At 56.3% G+C, this 26,105-nt stretch carries 25 protein-coding genes; 2 read left to right on the top strand and 23 right to left on the bottom strand.

Annotated features, from left to right (window positions below):
- Nucleotides 1–31 precede the first annotated feature (31 nt).
- From ABH899_RS21740 to ABH899_RS21750, 3 genes are all read right to left on the bottom strand, one after another.
- Nucleotides 32–967: a cation diffusion facilitator family transporter gene (locus ABH899_RS21740; protein WP_370000500.1), complete on the bottom strand. Its 936-nt coding sequence runs from the start codon at nt 965–967 to the stop codon at nt 32–34.
- A gap of 178 nt (nt 968–1,145) precedes the next feature.
- Nucleotides 1,146–1,379 carry a hypothetical protein gene (locus ABH899_RS21745; protein ID WP_370000502.1) on the bottom strand — a complete coding sequence of 78 codons (234 nt, stop codon included), beginning with the start codon at nt 1,377–1,379 and terminating at the stop codon, nt 1,146–1,148.
- A gap of 17 nt (nt 1,380–1,396) precedes the next feature.
- Nucleotides 1,397–2,137: an IclR family transcriptional regulator gene (locus ABH899_RS21750; protein ID WP_009676919.1), complete on the bottom strand. Its 741-nt coding sequence runs from the start codon at nt 2,135–2,137 to the stop codon at nt 1,397–1,399.
- A 297-nt stretch (nt 2,138–2,434) separates the two neighbouring features.
- Here ABH899_RS21750 and ABH899_RS21755 point away from each other — a divergent pair, with 297 nt between their 5' ends.
- The gene (locus tag ABH899_RS21755; RefSeq protein ID WP_009676903.1) at nt 2,435–3,448 is read left to right on the top strand and encodes an alpha/beta hydrolase; all 1,014 of its coding nucleotides are present in this window, start codon (nt 2,435–2,437) and stop codon (nt 3,446–3,448) included.
- 68 nt (nt 3,449–3,516) lie between these two features.
- Nucleotides 3,517–5,313, top strand: coding sequence for a Fe-Mn family superoxide dismutase (locus ABH899_RS21760; protein WP_370000505.1), 1,797 nt, complete (start codon nt 3,517–3,519; stop codon nt 5,311–5,313).
- A gap of 271 nt (nt 5,314–5,584) precedes the next feature.
- Here the strand turns inward: ABH899_RS21760 and ABH899_RS21765 are convergent, their stop codons facing one another.
- The 20 genes from ABH899_RS21765 to ABH899_RS21860 all read right to left on the bottom strand — a co-directional run bounded on the left by ABH899_RS21765 (nt 5,585) and on the right by ABH899_RS21860 (nt 26,100).
- A complete protein-coding gene (locus tag ABH899_RS21765; RefSeq protein ID WP_370000507.1) occupies nt 5,585–6,370 on the bottom strand; it encodes a DeoR/GlpR family DNA-binding transcription regulator in 786 nt (261 codons plus the stop codon).
- A gap of 226 nt (nt 6,371–6,596) precedes the next feature.
- Nucleotides 6,597–7,781: a saccharopine dehydrogenase family protein gene (locus ABH899_RS21770; protein WP_370000509.1), complete on the bottom strand. Its 1,185-nt coding sequence runs from the start codon at nt 7,779–7,781 to the stop codon at nt 6,597–6,599.
- 67 nt (nt 7,782–7,848) lie between these two features.
- On the bottom strand, nt 7,849–8,976 hold the full coding sequence (gene phnW, locus ABH899_RS21775; RefSeq protein WP_370000870.1) for a 2-aminoethylphosphonate--pyruvate transaminase: 1,128 nt from the start codon (nt 8,974–8,976) through the stop codon (nt 7,849–7,851).
- Nucleotides 8,977–9,019: 43 nt separating this feature from the next.
- Complete coding sequence (phnX, locus tag ABH899_RS21780; RefSeq protein WP_370000511.1) at nt 9,020–9,862, bottom strand: phosphonoacetaldehyde hydrolase; 843 nt, start codon at nt 9,860–9,862, stop codon at nt 9,020–9,022.
- A gap of 120 nt (nt 9,863–9,982) precedes the next feature.
- On the bottom strand, nt 9,983–11,743 hold the full coding sequence (locus ABH899_RS21785) for a putative 2-aminoethylphosphonate ABC transporter permease subunit (protein ID WP_370000513.1): 1,761 nt from the start codon (nt 11,741–11,743) through the stop codon (nt 9,983–9,985).
- Between the two features lie 18 nt (nt 11,744–11,761).
- Nucleotides 11,762–12,805, bottom strand: a complete 1,044-nt coding sequence (locus tag ABH899_RS21790; protein WP_370000515.1) for a putative 2-aminoethylphosphonate ABC transporter ATP-binding protein — start codon at nt 12,803–12,805, stop codon at nt 11,762–11,764.
- A gap of 71 nt (nt 12,806–12,876) precedes the next feature.
- On the bottom strand, nt 12,877–13,983 hold the full coding sequence (locus ABH899_RS21795; protein ID WP_370000517.1) for a putative 2-aminoethylphosphonate ABC transporter substrate-binding protein: 1,107 nt from the start codon (nt 13,981–13,983) through the stop codon (nt 12,877–12,879).
- 333 nt (nt 13,984–14,316) lie between these two features.
- On the bottom strand, nt 14,317–14,904 hold the full coding sequence (gene folE, locus ABH899_RS21800; RefSeq protein WP_009676881.1) for a GTP cyclohydrolase I FolE: 588 nt from the start codon (nt 14,902–14,904) through the stop codon (nt 14,317–14,319).
- The gene (locus tag ABH899_RS21805; RefSeq protein ID WP_370000524.1) at nt 14,894–15,502 is read right to left on the bottom strand and encodes a TetR/AcrR family transcriptional regulator; all 609 of its coding nucleotides are present in this window, start codon (nt 15,500–15,502) and stop codon (nt 14,894–14,896) included. Before ABH899_RS21805 ends, folE begins: the two co-directional genes overlap by 11 nt.
- Before the next feature lie 93 nt (nt 15,503–15,595).
- Nucleotides 15,596–15,838, bottom strand: a complete 243-nt coding sequence (locus ABH899_RS21810) for a YneF family protein (protein WP_009676878.1) — start codon at nt 15,836–15,838, stop codon at nt 15,596–15,598.
- Nucleotides 15,839–15,916: 78 nt separating this feature from the next.
- Nucleotides 15,917–16,948, bottom strand: a complete 1,032-nt coding sequence (locus ABH899_RS21815) for an HD-GYP domain-containing protein (protein ID WP_370000527.1) — start codon at nt 16,946–16,948, stop codon at nt 15,917–15,919.
- Nucleotides 16,945–17,541, bottom strand: coding sequence for a methylated-DNA--[protein]-cysteine S-methyltransferase (locus ABH899_RS21820; RefSeq protein WP_370000529.1), 597 nt, complete (start codon nt 17,539–17,541; stop codon nt 16,945–16,947). The genes ABH899_RS21815 and ABH899_RS21820 overlap by 4 nt, the downstream gene beginning before the upstream one ends.
- Before the next feature lie 73 nt (nt 17,542–17,614).
- Entirely contained in the window at nt 17,615–18,862 is a 1,248-nt protein-coding gene (gene queG, locus ABH899_RS21825; RefSeq protein ID WP_370000531.1) for a tRNA epoxyqueuosine(34) reductase QueG, read from the bottom strand.
- Nucleotides 18,863–19,014: 152 nt separating this feature from the next.
- Nucleotides 19,015–19,623: a signal peptidase I gene (gene lepB, locus ABH899_RS21830; RefSeq protein WP_370000533.1), complete on the bottom strand. Its 609-nt coding sequence runs from the start codon at nt 19,621–19,623 to the stop codon at nt 19,015–19,017.
- Nucleotide 19,624: 1 nt separating this feature from the next.
- Nucleotides 19,625–20,176 carry a DUF402 domain-containing protein gene (locus ABH899_RS21835; RefSeq protein WP_370000535.1) on the bottom strand — a complete coding sequence of 184 codons (552 nt, stop codon included), beginning with the start codon at nt 20,174–20,176 and terminating at the stop codon, nt 19,625–19,627.
- A 280-nt stretch (nt 20,177–20,456) separates the two neighbouring features.
- Nucleotides 20,457–20,888 carry a GNAT family N-acetyltransferase gene (locus ABH899_RS21840; protein WP_016423621.1) on the bottom strand — a complete coding sequence of 144 codons (432 nt, stop codon included), beginning with the start codon at nt 20,886–20,888 and terminating at the stop codon, nt 20,457–20,459.
- A 379-nt stretch (nt 20,889–21,267) separates the two neighbouring features.
- Nucleotides 21,268–22,590, bottom strand: a complete 1,323-nt coding sequence (locus ABH899_RS21845; RefSeq protein WP_370000538.1) for a 6-phospho-beta-glucosidase — start codon at nt 22,588–22,590, stop codon at nt 21,268–21,270.
- 22 nt (nt 22,591–22,612) lie between these two features.
- Nucleotides 22,613–23,575: an N-acetylglucosamine kinase gene (locus ABH899_RS21850; protein WP_370000540.1), complete on the bottom strand. Its 963-nt coding sequence runs from the start codon at nt 23,573–23,575 to the stop codon at nt 22,613–22,615.
- Between the two features lie 53 nt (nt 23,576–23,628).
- Nucleotides 23,629–24,657, bottom strand: a complete 1,029-nt coding sequence (locus tag ABH899_RS21855) for a LacI family DNA-binding transcriptional regulator (protein ID WP_218231511.1) — start codon at nt 24,655–24,657, stop codon at nt 23,629–23,631.
- A gap of 63 nt (nt 24,658–24,720) precedes the next feature.
- Nucleotides 24,721–26,100 (bottom strand): ABC transporter substrate-binding protein, encoded by a 1,380-nt coding sequence (locus tag ABH899_RS21860; protein ID WP_009676889.1) that lies wholly within the window; start codon nt 26,098–26,100, stop codon nt 24,721–24,723.
- Nucleotides 26,101–26,105 lie beyond the last annotated feature (5 nt).

Below are 26,105 nucleotides of genomic sequence, written 5' to 3' on the forward strand. Positions count from 1 at the left end.
CGTTATTTTTTACTTTTTTCCGTTAACCGGGTTAGCTGCCGCTTTCGAACGAGTGATCCCGGCCGGCATCGGGGTTATGTTCCTCATCCGGGTACCAAGGATTTAGATGCACAAGCACCTCGTCCACTTCGGGATGCTTGGCCCGGATCGCTTCCTTGATGCTGCGCCCGATATCGTGCCCCTGCTGAATCGTTAACGTGCCCATAATACCGATCCTCGCATCAACAAGTATGTAATGGCCGTGTTCGCGGGCACGCAGACGGTCGATGCGTTTGACATCGGGAAACGACTCAATGATCTCCTTATACTGCTGCAGCTTGGCGTCCTCGACGTTCGTTTCCATTAGAATATTGACCGCTTCCGTCCCCATCGTATAAGCGAGCTTGATGACGAGGAAAGAGACGATAATTCCGGCTGCCGGATCCCCGTAGGCCAAGAAAGGAATATCAAGGTAATCGCCAGCCAGGGCCAGTGCGATCCCCGCAGAAGCGGCAATGGAAGCATAAACGTCAGCCAGATGATCGTAAGCCGTGGCAATAAGGCCTTTGCTGTTCGCGGCCCTGCCCAGCCTCATCGTATATACGTAGAGCCATTGCTTCCAGACCAGGGAAATAACCGCCGCGACCAGAGCGAGGACATGAGCTTCGCCCGGCGGCTCTAAAAGCGCCATAACCGCATGATACCCCATATAGATTGCCGCGGCGCCCAGCAGAAGCGCGACGGCCCCCGAGCCGAGCACCTCCGCTTTGCCGTGCCCGTAAGGATGATCGTGGTCGGCCGGGCGGTTGGAAATCCGCATGGAGCTGTAAGCCGTTGCCGTGGCAATCACGTCACCGGCATTATGTATTCCGTCTGCAATCAGAACCTGGCTGCCGAACAACCAGCCGACGACCAGCTTGATGCCCGTTAGGACGACATTGCTAATCAGGCTGATCCAGATCGCAATCATCGACTTGCGCTGTTCCATCAACCCGTCCCCTTCCGTATGTTCCGATCTAGTATTGCCCCCATGGTGGAAAAAAATGCCTTTACGCGCCTTCCTCAATCGAATATTGGGGAAAACGGCCTCTCGGAAAGGGAGCATGCTTTCCCTCCCCTTTCCCGCACGGGCAAGCGAAGGCCAGCTGGCAAGGGCTCAGCTGGCCTTATCTATTGATACGCTTCCGCGGAAGGGTTTGAAACAGCAGGCCGGCCGCGGGCCTAACCCGCTCCAGATCCCGGACAGGATCTTCCGGCTGAAGAATGCCTCCGGCAGTCGGTTGGCCGGCTGTTCTTCGGTAGTCTCCCGGTTGTTCTTCGGTAGTCCCGGCCGTTCTCCGGTATTCCCTCCGATGCTTCTCCCGCAGTCCCTCTCCGGCCATCTTGTTTCCTGTGTCCACACAACCCCCATGCCGCGCTATCTCAGCATGGTGCCCATTCGCCGGGCCGCCTCCATCACGACCGGAGCCTGCTCCAGCATGGCCTCCAGCGTGAGCCGGTTGGACGGCCCCGACACCGCCAGCGCGGCCACGAGCTTGCCCGCGCGGTTAAACACCGGAGCGGCAAGCGCCGCCGCTCCCGGTTCGCGCTCCTCGACGCTGGTGGCGTAGCCCGCCTTCCGCGTCTCGTGAAGCTGCTGCAGGAACGGTTCCCGCAGGATGCCCGCAAGCTCGGCCTCCAGCATCGCCTGTTCCTGCACTTCCGCCTCGCCGAAGGCGAGAAGGATCTTGCTCGATGCCCCGACGAACAGGGGCATTCTCGCACCGATCGGCGCGACCCGCCGGATCGCGTGGTTGCTCTGCACGGCCTGGACGCGTACGCGTTCCCGGCCGTCTCGCACGTACAGCGAGATCGTCTCGTTCACCTGATCGCGCAAGCGTTCCATCTCCGGCAGCAGGATCATGCCGGGGTCGTCGCTCTGGGACATGTGCGCGGCAAGTTCCCAGATGCTGAAGCCGAGCCTGTATTTGTCTCCGTCGGACTCCCTCACAAGGAATCCCTTCGCCTCCAGGGACGCAAGGAGACGGTAAACCGTGCTTTTATGCAAAGAGACTTTGGATGAAATCTCCGTTAACGTCAGTTCGGTTGCGTCGGTATAACACAGGAGTACATCCAGTGCCCGTTCCACGGCGCGGACGGTCGATTTTGCTTCCTCCATCGGGTTTCACCACCGCCTATTTTTGTTTCACATAGTGAAACTCTGTTTCTTTTATTATACTTGATGAACCCTCGAAAGGCAAAGGAAAAAACCGCCCGAAAGCCTTGTATTACAGCGAGATTACAAGACAATTAACATTGTGTTGCACATATTGACGAAGCGTGTAAGTTGACATAATATTAGAGTACCACGAGGTCCTTTTCAGAATATTTAGTTAATTATAAACCTTCTAATTATTCAGGTTCCTACTAACTAAATTCTCCTACAAAGACCCATTCTCCAAAGGAGGGAACCTATATGAGCATGCATCCCGTTAACTCGACTCCCCTTCAACCCGCACCGCTGGATCATATTCCGGTTAAATCGTTTTCGCGACGCAAGAAGGCTGTCCTGCTTTCTCTTCTCTGCTTCTTCGTGCTCTGTTCCAGTCTGATCCTCGGCTTCCACGGTTTTATCGCCTGGACGCTGGCTCGGCCTACCATTGCGCCGTTAAGCTCGAACCCTGCGAAAGCGGTCGGTCTGCCTTATCAGAACGTTACGTTTCCCAGTTCGAACGGCAGCAGCACGCTTAGCGGCTGGTACATTCCGACGGCACAAGCTTCCTCCCAGACGGTCATTTTCTCGCACGGGTACGGCGGCAACCGCGAAGAACTTTGGGTCCCCATCTATTCTCTTGCCAAAAAGCTTCATGACAGCGGATACAATGTGCTGATGTTCGATTACGGCTACGTCCATCCCGAAAACGACCGGATCGTTACGGCCGGTATCCAGGAATCCAAAGAGCTTCTTGGGGCCGTTAATTATATTAAAGAAAAAGGCTCCGAGCGCGTCTATGTATGGGGCTTCTCCATGGGAGCGGGCACAGCCCTCCAGGCCGCCCTGCAGACCAAAGATATCGACGGCATGATTCTGGACAGCACGTTCCTGCTCAATCCCGATACGCTTTATCATAATATGAAACAGTATGTAAATATTCCTAAATTCCCTTCGCTCCCTCTTGTCCGTGTATTTTTCCCGCTTCTTAACGGGGTTAACATGAATCAGATTCCGTATCAGGCCGTCACTACTCATGAATATCCGATGCCGATTTATTTCATTCACGGCGATGAAGATGAACGGGCCCCGCATGAAATTGCCGAACAGGTCTATAAAAATCAGCACAACGTGTTCAGCAACTACTGGGTGCTTCCGACCGGCAAACACGAACTGATCTACTCGGCGAAACCCGACGAATACATCACCCGCACCTTCGGGTTCCTGAAAACAATCTCCCGTCCCCAGCTTTCGGAATCGGGTTTTGTTGAAATGTAAGTAGAATAGGCCAATCCCTCCCTTGAATAAAGATAGGAATAACGTTGATTCCGGGGAGGTTAGTCCTGATGCTTTCGGTCTACGGCAGCTTGATGCCGCTTAGAATTTTAGAAGAAATCCGTTTCTGGAAAACCCAGGAGAAGGAGCATACCGTCGTTATCCGCGAACTGGTCCCTGCGCTGGAGCCGGCCTATGTGCAGGCGCTCAAGGAGTGGGAGGAAGTTTTCGCCAAGACGGAGGCGGCAGCCGTACAATGGGTAGAATGGGCGATCCGCACTCAAAATCCCACCGATCCCTTCCTTCAGCAGCAGCTGCGGCAGTTGATCGATGTCTCCACCAAGCAGTCGGTTCAATTTATCGAGTTTTTGCAGATTGTAGAAAAAGAAAGCAAACCCGTCAGCTCGAATCCCGTTGTCAAAACGGTCATCGAGCATATTATCCGCGAGTCGGAGTACTTCCTCGGCACGCTCAAAGGCCTTGAAACCGCCCAGAAGGGCAGCCCCTACGGTACGGGGAGCTGGGGCTTCGGCGTACCGGGCCAATGGCCGCCGGGCGCTCATTCGGGCCTTGGCGGCTACGCGGGCCAAGCCGGGGACGGTCCGGGCGCTTTCGGGGCGCCCGGGAGTCCGGGCGGCGCTCCCGGAGCATGGGGGGCGCCCGGAGCATGGGGCGCACCCGGCTATTACGGGCCGGGCGGCGTAATCTTGCCCGGGGCGGGCTTCGGCAGATCCGAGAACAACCCGGACGGCCATGACTTGCCCGGTACCTCCATCGGCGGAGCCGGCAGCTCGCTGGAAGGCGTCAGCACGCCGGGGACGGCCGGCGGAGGAGCCGGTCCCGGAACCGGTCCGGGACAGTACGGGATCTACAGCGTGCCCGTCCCCGGCCACGATTCGGACGGCCCCGATCCCGTCGGATACCCCGGGTATCCCCCTCCGGGCTACTCATCCGGCAGCCCGGGCTTTCCCGTCCCGCAGAGCGTGGGCCCCACACCCGGAACGGGTGTGCCTCCCGGCTTCGGCGTCGGGGTGCCCGGTCCTCCGGCGAGCTACACGCCGGGACCGTCCGCTTATCCCGGCGCGGGGATCGGACCTGCCGGGCCGGAAGGCCCCTGGGACACGCGCACGGAAGGCGACCGTCCGCCCCTAAGCGATATGGCGGCACAGAGCGGTGCAGCGCCGCCTCCGGCCCACGCTTCGGGGCAGGGGCAGACCGTCCCGGCCCTGTCGCCCTACAAGCCCGTGCCGATAGGCGGGCACAAGCTTCCTCCCCTGCCGTACGCCTACAACGCTCTGGAGCCTCATATCGACGAGGCGACCATGCGCGAGCATCACGACAAGCATCACAAAGCCTATGTCGATGATCTCAACAAGGCCGAGCAGATGCTGGCGAAAGCCCGCGACAGCGGAGACTTCGATCTCGTCAAGCATTGGGAGCGGGAGCTGGCTTTCAACGGCGCGGGCCATTACCTGCACACGATTTTCTGGAACATCATGAAACCGAACGGCGGCGGGAAAGCCTACGGTCCCATTGCCGCCGAAATCAACAAATCGTTCGGCAGCTTCGACCGGTTCAAGAAGCAGTTCACCGAAGCCGCCAAGAAAGTGGAAGGCGGCGGATGGGCTATTCTGGTTTGGAGCCCGCGCAGCCACCGGCTTGAAATTTTGCAGGCGGAAAAACACCAGAACCTTTCCCAATGGGACGTTATTCCTTTGCTGGTGCTTGACGTGTGGGAACACGCTTATTACCTCAAACATAAAAGCAACAGAGCCAAATACATCGAAGACTGGTGGAAAGTCGTCAACTGGGATCATGTCAATGAACGATTCGAGCCCGCCAGCAAGCTCACTTGGCTTCCCTATTAATGCGGCGAAGGGGCCGTTACAAAGTCAATTTTGATTTTACGCGCCCCACTTCAATCAAATGTTTCTATAAAAAAAGATCTCATCTCCACCTTGCGGTGGGTTTGAGATCTTTTCGTTTTCCATTGGAGATACCGACCTACCGTGCGAACATTTTTTGGGACAAGACCTTCTTGAGAATAGGTAAAGCCAGCCGGAAACCAGCCTCCCTTATTCCTGCATGTAGTTGACCACCGTCATGCGACACCTAACATTTGCGCGCCGTCCTGGCGGGTTATTCCGCCACAATCCACTTCGTGTCTATCGCCTCGAAATCCCCGTTCCACTCGGGTGGATGCTCCGTATCGCAAATAACCGCGTGGATTTCTTTCAGATCCGAAATTTTGTAGAAGTGCGTCTTGCCGTTCTTCGTATGATCCATCAGCGCGACTGTCTGGGCCGCATGTTCCATAAACTTCCGGACGAGAAGCCCCCGCTCGGCATCGTAGCTCGTTAACCCGCTTTGCGGATGAAGCCCGTCGACGGCCACGAACGCTTTGTCCACGTAGAAGGATTCCATCATACTCTCGGCTACCGAGCCGGATGCACGGTAATGCTTCGCATTGATTTTGCCCCCGATAAAATAAATGTCCCCGGAGAACATTTCTTTGTTCTTGTATTCGATAAGCAGAGACAAGGCAGGCACCGACGGCGTCAGAACGGTCAAATTCCGCGTATTCGCCAAATAATTGATCATCTGCAGGGTCGTCGTTCCGTCGTCGATGACGATCACGTCGTTGTCCCGGACCATCGCGGCGGCCGCCCGGCCGATCCGCTTCTTCTCCTCCGCTTTCGTGACTTCCCGGTTAAAGGGGGAAGGTTCTTCCTTCATCAAGTCAAACTTGACCGCCCCGCCGTACACGCGCTTGAGCTTGTTTTCCTGCTCCAGCTCCTCCAGATAGCGCCGGATCGTTTCCGAGGAAACTTCGAAATGCTCCACCAGTTCGTGTGTCCGGACTTTATTGTGAAGATTGAGCAAGTGGAGGATGTGTTCCTTGCGTTCTTCCCCTACTAGAGACACATGCCCGCCTCCGTTCTTTCGGTTCTGTGATAGTTTCCGGATTCATTATACCCAACCTTGCGGAAGGGCGACAGCCTTTTATGGATACGGCACCCATGATAAGTTCCGGACGGATCAATCCATACGGTCAGCCGCTTGATGATCGGCCGTTCGTGTTTTATTCTGTGCCTTCGTACAAAATCAACTGCGCAGCCGAGCAGAACGGAGTGGAAAGATATGGCTGCGCTCATGCCTGGACCGGCTCCCGTTCCATCAACACTTCCGTGGCCTGATGAATGCGGATGCCCCGCTTCTCCAGCTCGGCGAAGACCGCCTGCGGCTCGAAAGCTTCTTCCGGCGTCAGGATGCCCGCGCCGTTGACCCGGCCTTCCGCGATCATGACGGCCGCAATGGCCATCGGGATGCCCACATTGCGGGTGTAGGCGCGAAGTCCTTCCCAGCCCGGCACGGAGCCGTCGGAGGCCGGATGCGCATGCGTAAGCGTCAGCCGCATCGGCACGCCGTTTTTAACGCCGGTGACTTCGATATGCAGCGCGTAGCCGTACAGCTCCGTCTCCGAGCCTTCGCGGGTGTGATACAAATATTCGCTGATGCAGTCCATGATGCCGATTTCCGCGCCGTTGACCCGTATCTTGTCGTTGCGCATAAACCCGTACTCATAGAGAGCCTGAACGAGTCTCATATTCGGCTGCGGCCAAGTACCGCGGACTTCGATCAGACGGACTTCTTTCTTCGCCAGAGCCCTTGCCAGCGTCTTTGTTTCGGCATGCGGGATGATATATTGAACCGACGTGCCGTAAGGCTCGGGGAGCCGGATTTCACGGGGACGCGCAAAAGGCGGAACCTGAATGAACTGCCCGTTTTCGTATACGACGCGGCCCGGAAGGTTCGGATCGTACTCATAGGTCGTCGTTTCCGTAATGGACCTCGAAAAAGCGATCGGCCGGTAAGACCCGTGGCTGACGCGGACGGTATCCACCGTATCGAGCTGCGAAGCGGCGTGCATCGCCATCATCTGGGTGACGCCCGGGGTCATGCCGAAGCCGGGCACGCAAGTTTTGCCGTACCGCTCGAACAGAGCCGCCGAAGCGTCTTCGTCCCCGAAGCCGTTCAGGTTGATGCCGTGGCAGCCCGCTTCCGCTATGCACGCCGTAGACAATCCGTTAAGCGTGATCGCCGTACCGTCCATGACGATATCGTAGCCCCGCATCTGCGCGACGGTCGCTTCTTTGTCATAAACGTTCACTTTTATGAATTCCACACGCGGATCGTTCAGCTCCCGCACGACCTTGCGTCCTTCCTCTTCGTTAAAATCGGCGACCGTAATTTGCTCGAATACGGAATACTGGACAAGATCCAGGATCGCTTCCCTGCAAATCCGGCCCGCTCCGCCCAGACAAAATACTTTCATGACGAATCCTCCCCGCAAGTGATCATTCCGCTTGTCCCGTTCGCTTTAAATCCCACGCTCTCCCGTCTCAGTTCCGGGCTGGAGGCGCCGTTACCGCAGCACCTCCCGTGACGTCCGCTATTGTGCGTACAAGCCGCCGCATATCGGCCGGATGAATATCGCCGATCGATCCGATTCGGAAAGTCTGGGCGGCGGATATTTTACCGGGATAAATGACGAACCCGTTCTTTTTCAATTCCTCGTAAAAGGCAAGGAACGTGAAGTCCGACGAATCGGGATAGTAAAAAGAAGTGATAAAAGGAGACTGCACGGACGGGTCCAACAGCGGCCGGAACCCGATCGCTTCCATCCCTTCAGCCAGCGTGCGCTGGTTCTCGGTGTAACGTTCGCAGCGGGTCTTGATGCCGCCCTCGTCCTCCAGCTCTTTCAGCGCTTCGTGAAAAGCTCTAACCACGTGCGTGGGAGATGTAAATCTCCACTTGCCCGACTGCCGTTCCATCGTGTTCCACTGGTCATACAGATCCAGCGACAGGGACCTTGCCTGCCCTTCACAGCGCTTCAGTTCCTCCGTGCGGGCCAGCACAAAGCCGAAGCCCGGAACGCCCTGAATGCACTTGTTGGCGCTGCTGATCAGGAAGTCGATATTGAGCTCGCTCATATCCATTTCAATACCGCCGAACGAACTCATGGCATCGACGATAAAGGTTTTGCCGTATTTCTTGGCTGCGGCGCCTACTTCGGCTATCGGATTCAGCATGCCCGTCGTCGTTTCCGAATGAACGACCGCCACGTGGGTAATCGCCTCATCCCGCCGAAGCAGTTCCTCCAGCTCGCCGGGACTGACCGGGCTGAGCTCTCCCGAATCGAGAACGGCCGTCTCTATGCCGAGTACGCGCGCCATCTGGGCAATACGGTCACCGTAGGCCCCGTTCGTCAGCACGGCCAGCTTGCCTCCTGGCGGGATAACGGAGCCGATGACGGACTCCACGCAGAACGTTCCGCTGCCCTGCATCAGCACGCAGGTGTAGCCTTCCGCTCGTCCTGCACCCAAAGCGACAAGGCGGGCGCGTATATCCTGGACCAGTCCGTTATAATCCCGGTCCCAGGTGCACCAGTCTCGCAGCATGGCCGCTTTGACGCGCTTCGTCGTCGTCAACGGCCCCGGCGTCAGCAGCAGGTATTCGTTGTCCGGCATCGCCGAGTACATGGTGTCCGTCTGTACCATTTCCGCTTCCCCCTTATGCATGCCGTACACCTTCCGGCGCAGATACAGCCGTACCTGCAGGGGCGACCGCATCGGCTTTCAGTCTCGCCTCAATCAATTCCAGCACCGCATCCAGCCTGCCGACGGATTCAATCACATAGTGGGCCCCGGCTTTATAAAATCTCTCGCGCACTTCCTCGCATCTGCGCTTCAGTTCTTCCGGCGGGCAGGCGGATACCTCCGCTTCGCTCATCCCGAGCTCGCTGCTGCCGAGCACAATCCCGACCGTCCAGACGCCTGCGTTCAGGCCTTCCCGGATGTCGCTCAAGGTATCTCCGACTTTCACGACATGATGCAGCGGGTAAACGCCGAGACGGATGCAGTTCTCGTAGATCATCCAGGGGTACGGACGGCCCGCGGGCATCTCCGTAGGCGTCACGAGCACATCGGGACGGTAGCCTCTTTTGCCGGCTTCCTCGACGACGATGTCCATCATTTCCTCGGTATAACCGGTTGTGGACCCGATCTTGATCCCGCGTTCGCGCAGTCTTCCCATGAGTTCCAACGCGCCGGGGATCGGCTCGCAGTGATTGCGCAGCGAAGCGAACAGGAGCGGCTCGAAATCCGCATACAAGGTATCTACGTCGCGGTCGTCGGGGCGGCTGCCGAATTTTTGTTCCCAGAGGTCCGCCACGCGAGGCATTTTCGTAATCTCACGGATGTGATCCCATTTAAGGAGCCCCATCGGTCCGCGTGCTTCCTCCTGCGTAATTTCTATGCCTTTGCGGCGGAATATTTCTATAAAAACATTCAAGGGAGCAAAGCAGCCGTAATCTACAGTCGTGCCTGCCCAGTCCATAATGACGGCTTTGATCATGTCGAGTCTCCTCCTGGTAACGGGCCGTCGCGGATCATCCGCCTATCCGGCTCCGCTTTCGGTTTGATGAAGTAAAGGCGTTGATATTCTATCGGGCTAACGTTCAAACCTGTTAAAAAATTATTTCCGCTGCCAGGCGGAAGCCCGGTTCCGCATCACTTTCGTAAGCTGCTCGTAGCCGATCCTCACGACAATGTTGGCCAGCAGAATGAGGACGGACATGGCGGCGGCCGGGGCGGTATCCCCCGCATCGTCCATATTGACAATGGCAACCGAAGCCAGCTTGAAATCGGCGGAGTACAGAAACACGACTGCCGACACGGTTACCATGGAATTCACAAAGTAATAAACGAACATTTCCAGGACAGCCGGCAGGGACATGGGAACCGTTACCCGTGCGAATGTCCGGTAGAACGGAACACGCATCGATTCCGAAACCGTCTCGAATTCCTTATCGAGTTTCTTGAGCGAGGCTGTCGCCGTAATAAAAGGAACGGCATAGAAATGCACGATGTTGGCCAAAACGACGATCCAGATGGTGCCGTAGATCCCGCTCAGCGGATTGTCCGGCCGGTTGAAGAAGAAAATAAAAGCAAGCCCGATTACCATTCCCGGCAGCGCGAGCGGCAGAATCGAAAGGAAATAAGCAAACTGCCGCAGAGCGTGCCAGTGGCGCACTTTTTCAATTAGATAAGCGAAAATGAATGTAACCGCCGTACCGATCAAAGCGGTATAGAGAGCCGCCTGCATGCTGTTCCAGAAAGGAGCCAGCCCTTCGCCGGCCACGGATGTGAAATCGAAATGATTCCACGTAAATGATAAATCATAGGGCCACACCTTAATCACGGAAGCGAAAATTACGGCACCCAGCAGGAGCAGGATGGCGCCCCCGATCAAGCTGCAAATCACGTAAAACACGGCGTTGCGCCAGCTTCCTTTCTGAATCCGATAGGGAACCGATTTGGAGGAAACGAGCGCCTTCTGCCTGCGTTCCACGAAACGGTCCACCGCAAAAGCCAGAATAGCCGGCAGTGTAAGCAGGATGCCTACGGCCGCGCCCATCGTCATGTTCTGCTGGCCGATCACTTGCTTGTAAATATCCGTCGCAAGCACATTGTAGTTGCCCCCGACGATTTTCGGGGCGCCGAAATCCGTAAAGCTCATCGTAAAGCAGACGAACAGAGCGCTGATGACGCCGTATTTCACGCTTGGCAGCGTTACGCTCAGAAATGTTCTCCGCTTCCCCGCCCCAAGCGTTTCGGCCGCTTCGTACAACCGGTTGTCGGTTACCGCCAGCGACACGAGCATGATCATCATCGCCTGAGGAAAGGTGTAAGCCACTTCCGCCAGTACGATTCCGACCGGACCGTACAAGCCGATATCCAGTCCGGCGGGCAGAAGACCGAACAAACCGGTCGTCACCAGCCCCTGGTTGCCGAACAAATAAATAAGGCCGATCCCGTGCATCATCGTCGGGGCAAAAAGCGGGAGCAGCGCGATATAGCGGAAAAGCGTCCTGCCTTTGATATCCGTACGGGTCAGCGCATATGCATACAAGAACGCGAGGCTGACTGAGATGACTGTAGTGAGTAAAGACACGTTCAAGGTATGGAGCAGGGAACGGAGAAGGGCCGGTGTCGTGAAATACACGACAAAGTTTTCCAGACCCGCAAATTGCCTCGTTTTATCGTAAAACGCTTTGGAAAACAACCCGATCAGGGGCAGTAGTACCGTAACGGCCAGCATCGCGATCATGAGGGCGATCAGAGCCTGCTGTATCCGCTCCTCTTTGCCGTGCCGGCGCCTGATCCTTCCTCCCGTTCCCGTAAGACTGGAGCGAAGGTCTCTGGCGGCGCCCTGCACCCTGCGTACGATCATCATGACAAGGACTCCTTTCTCTTACTTCGCTGCGGCCTGGGGCTCGAAGGCGATCAGCCGTTCTTCCGGCAGGTGGAGCGACAGCTTCTTATTCTTCTCGAGGCCCAGCTGCTGGTAATGCTGGGCGGACACGTGAATCGTCATCGGGCGTCCGAGCGGCTCCCCGCCGCTGTCCAATACGTCCAGCACGACGTGATAGAAAGGTCCGCGGAATTCGATGCCGCGGACAACGGCCGGTATGCCGCCGCGCGAACCGGGCTCTTCGGCGCCGATATGCTCGGGCCGGACCGCCATCATGCCGGCGCCGCGCACGCCCCTTCCCTGGAGCTCGGCTCCGTCCAGGAAGTTGATCGCGCCGATGAAATCGGCTACGAACGGCGAAGCCGGCCGTTCGTAAACCTCTCTCGGCGTGCCGATCTGTGCGACCTCCGCATTGTTCATCACCACAATGCGATCCGCCATCGTCAGCGCCTCCTCCTGGTCGTGCGTCACCATAATGGTCGTGACGCCGATCTTCTCCTGCAGCGCGCGGATTTCTCCGCGCAGCTTATGCCGCACCTTGGCGTCCAGCGCCGACAGCGGCTCATCCAGCAGCAGGAAGTCCGGGGACAGCGCGACGGCGCGCGCCAACGCGATACGCTGCTGCTGGCCTCCCGAGAGCTGCGACGGGTACTTGTCCCTCATCTCCCAGAGGTCCACCAGGTCCAACGATTCTCTCACCTTCTCGGCGATATCGCGTTTGCCGAGCCTCCGGCTCTTCAAGCCGAACGCGATATTCTGCGCTGCCGTCATGTTCGGGAACAAGGCATACGACTGGAACACCATGCCGAAATTCCGTTGAGCCGGAGGAAGAGCGGTGATGTCTTTTCCTCCTGCCGATATCGCGCCCCTGTCCGGGTGCTCCAGCCCGGCAATGATGCGGAGCAGCGTCGTTTTGCCGCAGCCGCTGGGGCCGAGCAGGCAGACGAATTCATTTTTGCGGACATCCAGGGAAATGCTGTCCAAGGCCGTGAAAGAACCGAATGTCTTGCGGATCCCCCGGATCGATAAGTGAGCCTGATTCATGTGTTCCTCTCCTTCCGGCTGCCGGCTTAACGGTTCTGGCTTGTTGCCGCAAGCGGGATTACCGCTTTATTTTAGGATTTGGGCTCGCTCTTGGCGTTGTAGCGTTTTTCCCACTCTTTCAAAATGCCGTCTCTATTCTTCGCCGCATCGTTCAGGTCGTATTTGATGAGCTGGCTGAGCGGGTCTTTGGAGTAGCCTTCCGGAATCGTGCCGGAACCGTCGTTCACACTGATGATCGCATAGTTCTTGTTGTAGGCTTTCATCGCCTCGTCGCTGATCGCCCAGTCCAGGAATGCCTTCGCTTCGGGCTTAATCGCCGCCTTCTTCATCAAGGCGTTCGCTTCCACATCCCAGCCGGAGCCTTCCTGAGGGAATACAACTTCAACCGGCGCGCCTTTCTTCTTCTCCTGGATGCCGCGGTAACCGAACGAAATGCCGATCGGGTATTCCCCGGCAGCCGCCATCTTGGCCGGTTTGGAACCGGAGTGCGTGTAGACGGCGATATTGTCATGAAGTTTGTCCATGAACTCCCAGGACGGACCTTTGCCGTAGAGCTGCTGCCAGCCCGTCACATCGAAAAATCCCGTTCCCGAGGAAGCCGGATTCGGCATCACGATCATGCCTTTGTACTCGGGTTTGATCAGATCCTGGTAAGTCTTCGGAACCGGAAGCTTCTTTTTCTCAAGTTCCTTCGTATTGACGATAAAAGCCGTTTCCCACGCGTCGATGCCCACCCATTTCGCCGGAGTGCCGGTGCTTTTGAACATCGGGGAGACACGTTCGATCCCTTTGGGCGAGTAGCTCTCCACCATGCCGTTCTGATCGAGCACAAGCAGGCTTGTCGCCGCAACGCCCCAGACGACGTCCGCTTGAGGGTTATCCTTCTCGGCCAGCAGCTTGGCCGTAATGATGCCCGTCGAATCCCGGACAATATTTACCTTTACATCCGGGTTCGTTTTTTTGAACGATTCGAGGTAAGCTTTAATCTGGTCGTCTTCCAGTGCGGTGTACACCGTCAGGTCGCCTTTCAGAGCGCCCGATTGGGAAGAGCCCTCATTGCCTCCCGCCTTTTCCGGTGGCTTGGTCGCGGCACCCGCTTCGCTGCCGCTTTTTCCGCAGCCTGCCAGAAGGGAAATCGCCATAAGAAGAGTCAGGCAAAGTGAAGCTGTTTTTTTCATGACCGTCGTTCATCCTCTCGAATTTGTAAAATGGAATAAGCTGCGTTTGGATTCATTTCTCTTACAGTTGTTATGGTAAAGAAGTTTTGTAAACTCACGATTAAATACAAGTAAAGATTGTGTATTTAATTTTGTTTTGTTGTTTTTAGTTGCATTTAAGACGATGAACCTAACAAAAAAGGACAGCCTTTTTAAGACTGTCCTTCTTGCTAGTTGAATTTCGGTTGGGCCGAAGTTCTTATTTACTTTGTTTTGCCTGCGATTGCTTGGATCCGACGTTCGCCTGACTTTCCCGCAGCGGTCCGGCAGGTTCACCCGCATTTTTCCGCCGAATTACTTAATCAGCGACAAAAACTCCGCCCGCAAAGCGGAATCCGTCCGGAACGAGCCGCGTACGGCCGACGTGACGGTTTTGCTGCCGGGCTTCTTCACGCCGCGGGAGCACATGCACAGATGCTCGCCTTCCACGACGACCATAATGCCGTGAGGCTCCAGCACCTCGTCCAGTGTGTTGGCGATCTGGGAAGTAATGCGCTCCTGCACCTGCAATTTGCGGGTGATGGCTTCAACCAGACGGGCGAATTTGCTGAGGCCCGCTATCTTTCCGCTCGGAATGTAACCCACGTGGATTTTGCCGAAAAACGGCGCCATATGATGCTCGCACTGGCTGTAATAGACGATATCTTTGATGATAACGAGTTCCTCATGCTGCTCATCGAAGGTTACGCCGAGTACGTCGCGAAAATCCGCCTCATATCCGGCGAAGATCTCCTCGTACATCCGGGTTACACGCGCCGGAGTATCCAGCAGCCCCTCGCGTTCCGGGTTCTCTCCGATCAAACGAAGTATTTCCCGGATATGCCCTTCAATCTGTTCGCGGTTATCCGCGACTTTCGTGTTTTTGTATTCTTTAGCCGGCATGTTGCTCTCCTTCCGATCCGTTCCCTATGATATGTTTCACCAGCTTGCCGCCGTACTGCAGCGCGAAACTGCTGCGGTGCGCTTTGCCGAGAAGCATGCCGCCCTGCAGCAGTGCGGTCAGCGCAACGGCCGTTTCCCTGGCTTTCATGCCATGAAGGTTGATCTCTTGATTAGCTGCCCCTTCCTGCAGGCAGGCTTCGATTCTATTCTCTATGTCTTCGAGAAAATCCACCAGCAAGCGGCGCAGTTCTTCGTACCGGTCCCCCAATTCAAGAACCAGGTTGCCGATGTAGCATCCCCTGCGGCAATCATGCTCTTCCGCCGAGACCTGCATGAGGCGGAACAGCCGTCCCAGCCTCTCTTTCGGCCCGAGCGCCCGGTTGCCCAGCGACGGCCCGAATATCTGCTCCTCCATCAGCGCGATCTTCTGCTGAATGACTTGCCGGCCGAGCTCTTCCTTACTCTTAAAATGGTAGTAAAAGTTGCTTTTCACCACGCCGCACCGGGAGAGAATTTCTTCCAGGCCCGTAGCCTGAAAGCCTTGCTCGTGAAAAAGTTCCATGGCAGCAGCGATAATCTTGTCTTTGTTGCTGGGCATAAGCCAACCACCTCTGGATAATACTGGTCCGTTCTACTCAAAGGGCCGAGCAGCCTGTGAAACAGGATTCCCGGCCGCTTTCATGCGGATTTTTTATTTGGATCTTGCATTTTTATTCGGCTTTTTGCTGGTCAGGTTCTGGTTCTTCATCATGGTCTGCACTTTGTTCATTTGCTGCTTGTTCATGTTGTAGCCCATCTGCTTAGCCATCTTCTGGATCATTTCCGGATTGTTCTGCATCGATTCGAGCTGCTTACGGAGATAGAACACTCCGATAAAAAAGCCTCCGACCAGTCCCGCTATCAAGGTCAGAATCGGAATGATAATTTGCCACATCCTGCTTTTCCCCCTGCGTTCAAAAATTGTTTTCAGTCAAACTCATCATAGCATTATAAAGCCGAAAATCCAAGCTTCTCAGGCCAACACGTGTTCGATAAAAAGCGTGGTGTGTTTCGCCAGATCCATTTCCTTCACATCGTACTCTTTGCCGCCACCCTGTTTGATGATGCGGACCACCGGACGGCCCGGCAAGCCCCGGTGCTGGCCGACCACGACACCCGTTTCACGAGTGGACAGACGGACGGAAATCCCCGTCGGATAGACCGATACGGTGCGCAGGAAGTGAATCAGGATGTCCCTGTCCAGCTTCGTACCCGCCATAGCCATCATGTGCTCGATCGCCACATGGGGGAGCAGCCCCGCATCCAGGCCGCTGCCTTGAAGGAGACTGTCGTAGGTATCGGCCGCACTTACGATCTTCGCGTACAGATGAATCTGCTCTCCCAGGAGTCTGCGCGGCTTGCCGAGCCCGTCGGGCGTTTCGTGGTGCTGGAACGCGACATGCGCGATAAGCAGGCTGTATTCCCGCTTGGCTTTAAGCAGCTCGAAGCCTCTCCACGTATGATGAAGCCGGTCGTCCTTGGCTTCGTCGTCCGTAATCCGGTCCAGCTTGCCTACATCGTGAAGAAGCGCACCGATAGCCAGCTCCTTCAGCTGCTGCGGATTCAGATTCATATTGATCCCGATCAGTGTGGAAATCATGCAGACATTGAGGGCATGCAGATACATGTCATTGTCTTTCGTGCGGATATCCGTCAGCTGGATCAGAACGTCCTTGTTTTTTAAAATTTCGTCCAGCAGCGTATCCACGTTTTTGCTCATGTGGCGTGTATTGAAGTCTTTACCGGACCGGATGGAATCGAAGGTGTCCAGCATCTGCCGGATGACGATCCGCTTCGTTTCCTCGCTGACGACTTCGGGAATTTCGATATCGTCCGTCTCCTGATCCTGGATATAGAGCATGGAAACCCCGATGCGTCTCAGCGTATTAATCATATAAACGGTAAGCTGAACCCCCTCGGCCAGCATAACCGCCCCGGACGCCGTAAAAATCGTCTTTCCCAGATATTGTCCCGGTTCTATGGAATCAATAGGAACATATTTCATGCTTTCCACTCCCGATTCTTCGATGTATGCCGGACATCCGCCGGTGACCAGCCCTCCAGCTCAAGCAGAGCCGTCTTGACGGGAAGCCCGCCCCCGTATCCTACCAGCTGCCCGCCTGCGCCTATAATGCGGTGGCACGGAATGACGATCGGGACCGGATTGCGGTTGTTAGCCCCGCCGACCGCCCTGACCGCCTGAGGCGATCCGATGGCGGCGGCGATGTCTTTATAAGAAGCGGTAGCTCCATACGGAACGGATAGCAGCGCCTTCCAGACCCGGAGCTGAAACTCCGTCCCCCGCAGATCGAATGCGAGGTCGAACGAGCGTCTCTGTCCGCTGAAATACTCGTCAAGCTGTTCTCTGATTTCCCGGAGTCCTCCGGGATTCGGAACAAGGGTGCCGCCCGGAATCCAGCGGTCCGTCCATTGCTCCAGCTTGCGGACCGCTTCCGGACCGCTCCCGAATTCGATCGCGCAGAGCCCCGTCTCCGTCCTGGCGAGAAGCAGAGGGCCGATTGGAGAATCCAGCGTATCGGTTTCTATATAGACAGATTCCCCTGCCGTCGTGACCGTTCCTCTGCCGCTGTCGTCCATTACGCATCCCTCCGCTTGTGGTAGTTGGCTGTCGGCACTTGCGGCAGCACGCCCCGGGCTTAACGCACGGCGGCTACTCCGCAGCCGGTGCCGTTCCGGCGCCGTCCGCCTGCGGCCCGCCGGCTTCTGGCGCGGCCGGATCGCCGCCGCTTGGCGAAGGCCCGCCGAGCTTCCGCGCCGCATTGTCCAGCTCGGCAAGCACCGCTTCGTCGCGTTCGCTGCGCTGCGCCCGGAGCACGGCTTCCAGCGCCGCCTCGCCTCCGATCTTGCCGAGCGACCAGGCCGCCGTGGCCCGAAGCTCCGGACGCGGATCGTCCTTGAGCAGGGAAGCGAGCACCGGAACGGCCGACCGGTCCTTGAAATTGCCCAGCGCGAGCACCGCATTGCGCTGGATGGGCTTGCGCCCCCTCCAGGCCGCCGAGCTTTTTCCAAAGCGCTCCTTGAATTCCCGGTTGCCCATGGTGAGCAGCGGGATCAGCAGCGGCTTCACGACCTCGTGATCCGGCTGGAGATCCTCGTGGTGCGTCCAGTTCTTGCCCTTGTTCACCGGGCAGACGATCTGGCACGTATCGCATCCGTACAGCCGGTTCCCGATCTTCTCCTTGAACTCGTCCGGAATCGTTCCCTTCGTCTGCGTGATGAAGGAGATGCACCGGCTGGAGTTCAGCTGCCCGGGCCCGACAAGCGCTCCCGTCGGGCAAGCGTCGATGCAAATCCGGCATTCCCCGCACTGGTCCATAATAGGAGTATCGGCGGGGAACGGAAGATTTGTAAGCAATTCGCCGAGGTAAACCCAGGAACCCCACTCGGGGGTTATGACGGCGCAGTTTTTGCCGATCCAGCCGATTCCCGCACGCTCGGCCACGGCACGGTCCACGAGAGCGCCGGTGTCAACCATGTCCATAAACCGGACGCCTTCGACGCGCTCTTCCAGAAACGCGCCCAGGCGCTTCAACCGCTCCCGCAGGACCAGGTGGTAATCGTCGCCCCAGGCGGCCCGGGCCAGCATCCCCCGGTACGCCCCCGCTTCCGAGCGTGGAGGGTTAACCAGCTTGGAGGGATAGGCGACCGCGATGGCGATGATGGATTTGACCCCTTCGAAGCTGCGGTCCGGGTTAACGCGCTTATCGATATCCGGCTCTTCGAAGCCGGATTCATAGCCCTTCTCGCGGTGCCGAAGAAGAATATCCTTCAAATCGTGAAAAGGCTCCGCCGAAGCGAAACCGATTTTATCGATTCCGAGCGACGGGGCCGCCTGGATGATTTCCTGCTTAAGCAGGAGCAGTTCCCTTTCGGAAGCATCCGCAAGTGTTATCCGCATGCTCTATCCCTCCTTCCGTATCGTCTGAGTTGGAACGTCCAAGCCGGCTCTGCTAACGGACGGCGTATCCGGGCAGGGGCCTTTCTTCCTGCGTGTGCGCTCTTTAAGCGCCATCTGCTTCTCTGGTCTTATTCGTGCCCCTAAAAGCCTCCCTAGAGACCTTTCAGGGCGTCTGGCGGCCATACTATCCATTCTGCCCGTCCGACCAGCAAACTAACGGCTGCCGGACCGAAACTCCGGCTGTCCAGGCTCGCTCCGCTGCGCCGGTTGTCGCCCATGACGAAACAGTAGCCTTTTCCTACGGTTAAAGGACCGTAATCGCCGTCCCCGATCCTTTCGTCCGTATAGGGCTCCTTCAGTTCTTCCCCGTTTACAAATACCCGGCCGTCCGTAATTTCAAGCCGGTCACCGGCCGCAGCCACGATCCTTTTGACCAGATAGGGGTGGGTCTTCTCCGTGTCTGTCCCATCCGGTTCTTTCAGGACTACGACGTCTCCCCGGCTGAAATTCCCGGTCCAAGCAGCCGTTTTATTCACAAAAAGCCGCTGCCCTTCATGCAGGGTCGGCTCCATCGATATTCCGCGGACGGCGGAAATGTTGAATCCGTACCGCTGAATAACGGCAGCAGCCAGTATAATGACAACGAAAGTTCCCAGCCTGCTCCAGTTTCTTCTACCGGAAATGCGCCCGCCTCCCTGCACTCCGCCCGTCTCCGGTGCGGGCGAGGAAGAAGACCGGGGTTCCCGCCCGGAATCCGTCACCTCACGCCTCCGTTTCCCTGTCCTTCCACAGCTGATAGTATCGGCGGACGCTTTCGTCCCCGAACGGGGCGCCCTGTTTGCCGATTCGCTTCAGCAGGGCGTCCAGCCCCGCCTTTACTTTCGATTCGACCAGCGGAGGATACCGGTACAGCGCCTTATGCTGCTCGTATTCCTCCCGGTCCACGACATGAACGTCGCCTCCGGCCATCCGGATCACATCCAGATCGTAGTCGATGTAGGTGATCACGTTGCCCGCCCGGTAAAACGGAGAGGCTACGTTGCAGTAGTAGCGCACGCCCCCCTCTTCGAGAAGAGCGACGATATTGTACCATTCCCCCGGTATAAAAAAAGAGACGCCCGGAATCCGGCTTGTCCATTCCTTCCCGTCCGCTTCCTGGATTTTCGTCTGATTGTTGATAAACACGTTCATGTTTTCTCTCTGATGTTCGGGATGGAGCTCGTGCCGGGGCACTTTCCAGTTCTCCAGCCACATCCGGTGCAGATGACCGTCGTGCTTAAAGCTCTTAATGACAAAATGCTCGAAAGATTTCATTGAAATTGCCCCTCTATATAAACCGTCTCATCCGGCTAATGCAGCTTATGCTCATGACTTCATTGGTATTGTCGGTTAATTTGAAATTCGATCAGGTTGAAACGAAATGACCGGAACCCGCGTAGAAAAATAAATACGCAGCGACTAAAAAAGCTCCCTACGGAGCCCGTTCTTCCCGGCATAAAAGAAGTGGTTACAATAAAAGCATACCTTCCTCCCGGGAGCGGAGCCTGTCCGCCAGCGACAAAAAGATATGCCTTCATTATACTATAATTGACCCCTACATGCTTGCTTTCTTTACAATGCTGAGCCGGTTTGCCGTTCTCGTAAAATCGGAGTGATTGTATCCCGCCGACTCATAAACAGGCAGCACCAATTCATTGTGATGATCGACTGTGACAAGAATGCGTTTAACCTTACGCTGCATAAAACGCTGCTTCATTCCTTCAATCAAAGCCTTGCCGATTCCCTTGCGACGATGCCCGGGTGCAACTGCCAGGCGGTAATAGTACCCTTTGTTATCATCGATAGTCCCGATTACCATACCAACCAGCTCATCCTGCTCTTCCGCAACCAACACTAATTCGCCGTCCCACGACAGCTGCTTGGCAAACGCCTGCATCGTTTCCTTGTAACAAGGATCGCTGAGCGCTTCCTGAAGCAAACCGGAGATCGAGCTGTAATCAGACAATCGAAAAGAACGAACACGCATGAGGTCCACTCCCACAATATCAATTTTTCGGTGTAAAAATAATTTTACGACAAAAAACGCCGAAAATCCTCCCTTTTTTTCAAAAAACACTAGCTTTTCTTAATAAATCTCTTGAAAGCGCTTAATAGGAAGCGTTTACATGACTTTTTGTGCTTTTTTTCGCCTAAAAAGTCCTTCTTCTTCCAACAGTTTCATAGGATTACGGACCTGGAAGAAGCCGTTTTCGGGTTCTTCCTCATTTGAATCTTTTGGAAGGTCTACTTCCGGGCACAAAAAAACAGCCGGGTAATCCCGGCTGTTTTTCGTTCTATGCCAACAGCTAATTCGTCTGTTCGCTGTCGATTTTTCTTTTGTCGATAATGATTAGGGCCGTAAACCGTTAAACGTTCGAATGTTCGGCAGCGGGAAAGAAATTAGGCAGATATGCGCGGTTCTGCTCCAGCATTTCGTCCAGCATCTTTTCGGCCGTATTGACCGAGGAAATGAGCGGATGATGGGCAAGCGCCTGGAGGGCGATGCTTCTGTCTCCCGTAACGGCCGCCTCGATCGCGAGGATTTCATACGTTTTCACGGCATGGATCAGGCCTTTGACAGCCTCCGGCACGCGTGTCACCGAAAGCGGGATCGGTCCCTGCCGGGTCACGACACAGTTCACCTCGATACTCGACTCGTCCGGAAGGAAATCCAGAATGCCGTCGTTGCGCACGTTCAAGGTCTGAATATCCCTTGAGTCGTTGTAAAGGGAACACATCAGGTTAACCGCCGCTTCGGAATAGTAAGCTCCGCCGCGCTTCTCCAGCTGCTTCGGCTTCTCCGCCAGATCCGGGTCCTTATAGAGCTCGAAAAGCTCGTCTTCGACCCGCTTGACGACCTCGGCGCGCGTGCCGTCCTTCTTCGATGCCTCGATCTGTTCCTCCAGCATTTCATCCTTCAGGTAGAAATACTTGAGATAGTAGGAGGGCACCGCGCCCAGACCGCGGATAAAGCTTGCGTTCCATTCCATCTGAGGCACGTTCTTGGCGGAATATCCGCTGCCGCTGCCGACGAGTTCTTCCAGCTTCGACTCCCCGTCCACGGTGATCTGCGTGATCCAGTGAAGGTGATTGAGACCGACAAACTCGGTATAAATGCTCGACGCCGGAACGTCGTATTCTTTCATCAGCCATTTGTGCATGCCGATCGGAGCGTTGCACAGGCCGATCGATTTGATGGAGCTGTGCTTGGAGATAGCTTCCGTTACCATGCCGGCCGGATTCGTAAAGTTGAGCAGCCAAGCGTCCGGACACAGTTCTTCCATGTCGCGGCAGATATCGAGCAGGACCGGAATCGTCCGGAACGCCTTCATCATGCCTCCCGGTCCCGTCGTTTCCTGGCCGATGACGCCGTATTTCAGCGGGATGGACTCATCCCAGGCGCGGGCTTCCAGCATGCCGACACGCATTTGCGTGGAGACGAAGTCTGCGCCCGGCAGAGCTTCCCGGCGGTCCAGCGTCAGATGAACCTGGATCGGCAGGCCGGATTTCTCGACCATGCGCTTCGCCAGGCTGCCGACGATGTTCAACTTCCATTCACCCTGCGGAATGTCGACGAGCCAAATTTCACGAATCGGCAGCTTGTCGTAATTCAGAATAAATCCTTCTACGATTTCCGGTGTATAAGAGGAACCTCCACCGATGACGACGATTTTCAAGCTTTTGTCCATCTCTCTCACTCCCCGATTTGGTTTACATTTTTAACTGCTTCAGTTTCTCGCTCACTTCTTCGCTGACCGTCAAGCCGCCGCGTTCCATCGCAAGCAGCACGGAGCCCACTACAGGCTCGGCGTCCAGCCGGCGGATCGTGCTTGCCGGAGCCGCTTTCTTCGCCGCGTCTACGATATACTTCTCGACGTAGTCGCCGTTTCCGCGCATCAGCACGCTGCCGGCGAGTACGACATCGAACTCCTCTTCGGCCATGCCGAGCTTGTTCACGATCGCCTTGACCGAGAGGCCGATTTCCTCGCCCTGCTCCTTCAGAATATCGCGTGCAACCTGATCTCCCTGGCCTGCGGCCGTGAAAAGCAGCTTCGCGAGCTCCAGCGGAACGGACTTGTTATGGTCGAGAAACTCGTGGAACATGTCTCCGACCGTCTCGTAGCCGAGCAGCTCCAGAACCAGGCCCGTCAGCAGGGTCTGCTCTCCCCGTCCGTCCCAGGCGCGGACGACCGAGCGGAACGCTTCGACGGCAAGGCCGCCCCCGCCGCCGAAGTCGCCGAACGTGTAGGTGAAGCCGCCGCACTGGTAGGCTTCGCCCTGCCGGTTCATGCCCGAGCAGTTCACACCGCTGCCGCAGATGGCGACGACGCCGTAAGGCTTCGTGGTGCCCGCCCGCATGGCGACGATGGTATCGCAAGCGAGATCCCAGTTCGTGAAGCCGATCGGCTCCAGAAGCTTCCGCAGGATGCGGAAGTCGATCTCGCGGTCCGCCCCCGCCAGCCCGAAATAAGCGAAAGCGATATCCGCTTTCGTCAGGCCCGCTTCGCGAAGCGCCTCGTCCACGGCGCCCCCGATGCTCGCGGCCGCCCGATCGTGATGAATTTGATGATTCCCCATACCGCTTCTGCCGGTGCCGACCACCCGTCCGGTTTCATCGGCGATAACCGCATAGGTTTTGCTGCCGCCTGCATCCATGCCCAAATAATAGTTCACAGTTCTCCATCTCCCGTTCCATGCAATTGTTCTCCTATTTCACAGCTCCTGTTTTATCTGTCTATTTCGAGTGTTCTGCCGTCCGGAGACGCCGTGGATTCGCGCACGATCAATTTCGGCTCCAGCTTCACCGAAGCATTCCGTTTCTGCGTGCCGTTCACGATCTTCAGCAGCAGCTTCACCGCTTCCTGCGCCATCCCCTCGGAGGGCTGACGGACTGTCGTCAGCCGGGGATGAATCGCCGACGAGAAGGCTTGGTCATCGTAGCCGATGACGGAAAGATCGCGCGGCACGTGAAGTCCCGCATCGCGGAAGGCCTCGATCACGCCCAGCGCGATGAAATCGTCGGCGGCGAATACGGCCGTCGGCCTCTCGCCCTCCGCCAGCCAGCTCTTGGCGATGTCAAAGCCGCTTCGGATATCGAAATCCGAATCCACCAAAAGAAACGGGGGATGCCCCGCTTCCGCCATGGCATCGATATAGCCCCGTTTCCGCTCCCTGGCGCTCCGGTAGAGCTCGGGACCCGCGATATGCGCGATTTTGGTATGCCCGAGACTCAGCAGGTGACGCGTCGCCTCCAAACCGCCCATATAGTTATCGACGTTAACGACCGAGGCGCTCATGTCTTCCTGCTGGTTATCCACCAGTACAAATGGGATCTTTTTCCTTTTCAACTCCAGGACGTCGTTTTCCTCCTTAAGAGGGGAAAGTACGATAATTCCGTCCACCCTGTCTTCCTGATACAGAAAGTTGCTGCCTTCTCCCCAGTCGGAATCGCTCGTGTCCGGTCCGATGGACAAGGCCAGGAAATAGCCGTGCTCCTTCAGCGCATCGTTCACGCACTTGACGATTCCGTCGAACAGGGAATCCTGCAAAGTCGTAAGCGTAAGGCCGATTACGCCCGTCTTCCCTCTGGCTAAACTCCTTGCGGCCGAATTGGGCCGGTAATCGAGCTCCTTGATAGCCTGGCGCACTTTCTGCCGGTTGTTTTCCCTCACCGTAGGCGAGTCGTTCAGAACGCGGGAGACGGTGACCACCGATACTCCCGCTCTTTTTGCAACGTCAAATATGCTTATTTTCATCCAATCGAACTCCCAACGTCGGAATCCCACCATGCAGCGGGGCTGGTCAAGAGTCCGACTGTGTTATTTTTTCTGCCTTTTCGCCAAAACGTCGTTGATGTGCTTCTCAAGATCCGGCATGACTTCGTCGACCGATTTTTTGCCGTTCTCGATCGGCTCCATTTCGTTTTTGATGATCGTGTTAAGCTCCGCGTAGCCCGGGATCATATGGTTCCACGATTCCACGCCGTACTTCAGGCCGCCTTCGTACACGTTCTTGAGATCTTTCGGATCGATATTCTGGAAGTAGCTGAAATACTTCTCGCCTGCTTGCGAATTCGCCGGCGGCGTGCCTCCGCTGAGTTCGACCGCTTTCTCCTGCGTTTCCTTGGAAAGCTGGAATTTAATCCACTCCAGCGCTTCTTTCGGATGCTTCGAGTCTTTGAGGATGAACAGGGGATCGACGAACAGCACGTCTCTCGCCTTCTCGTTCTTCCCGGCCGGGACGGCGGCTACGCCGACTTTAAAGCCGAAATCGTTGGAACCGGCGAGAAGCCAGGCACCGCCCACGGACATCGCGACTTTGCCTGCGGCAAACGGGTCTCCTCCTTCGCCCGCGACAGCTTTGGTCGTAACGGGATCGATCATGCTTTTGTCTTTGTGCATCATATCGAACAGCGTACGGTAAGCGTCCTTCACTTCGGGCGAATTGAATTTGGAAACCTCCGGGTTACCCCCGTTCTTCGTAAACGTTTCTTCCGGATACGTGCTGGCGCCGAAATAAAGCGGTCTCATATCTCTCTCGGACCAGCCCCAATCGATGCCGTACTGGGTATCGTTCAGGTTTTTGGATATTTTGGTCAGCTTCTTGGCATATTCCTGCATCTTCTCGAACGTCCACGATTTGTCTTCATAATCGGACGGAGGGTACGGAATTCCTGCCTTGTCAAACATATCCTTATTATATACGAGAACGGATACGTAACTATAGACAGGAATTCCATAAGTTTTGCCATTGACTTTGTAGATATCCATCAAATGATCCGAAATTCCATAGTCGGAAGGTTTGAAGCTGTCTTCTTTCAGAAGATCGGTTATGTCGCGGACCAAGCCTTTGTTGTAATATTCCGCGAAGCCCGCATCGCCCCAGTGGGAAGTGACGTCCGGCGAATTGCCGGCGGCTACCATGCTCTGCAGCTTCGATTCGAATTGCTCGTAAGGCGCTTTTACCACCTTGACCTTGATGTTGGGGAACTTCTTCTCGAATTCCGGAATGAGCTGCTCCACGTAGGCTTTGTCCGGCGCGTCCTGAGTGTAGTGGGTAATCGTTACGGTTTCTCCCGACTTGCCGGAACCGCCCGTTCCCTCGGTCTTCTTGTCTCCCCCGGAGCAGCCCGCCAGCGTTACCGACGCCGCCAATACGGCCGCGAGCGTCATATGATACGGTTTTCTAGTCATCCACATTTAAG

The sequence above is a fragment of the Paenibacillus sp. RC84 genome (genome assembly GCF_041260495.1).
GTDB lineage: Bacteria > Bacillota > Bacilli > Paenibacillales > NBRC-103111 > Paenibacillus_F.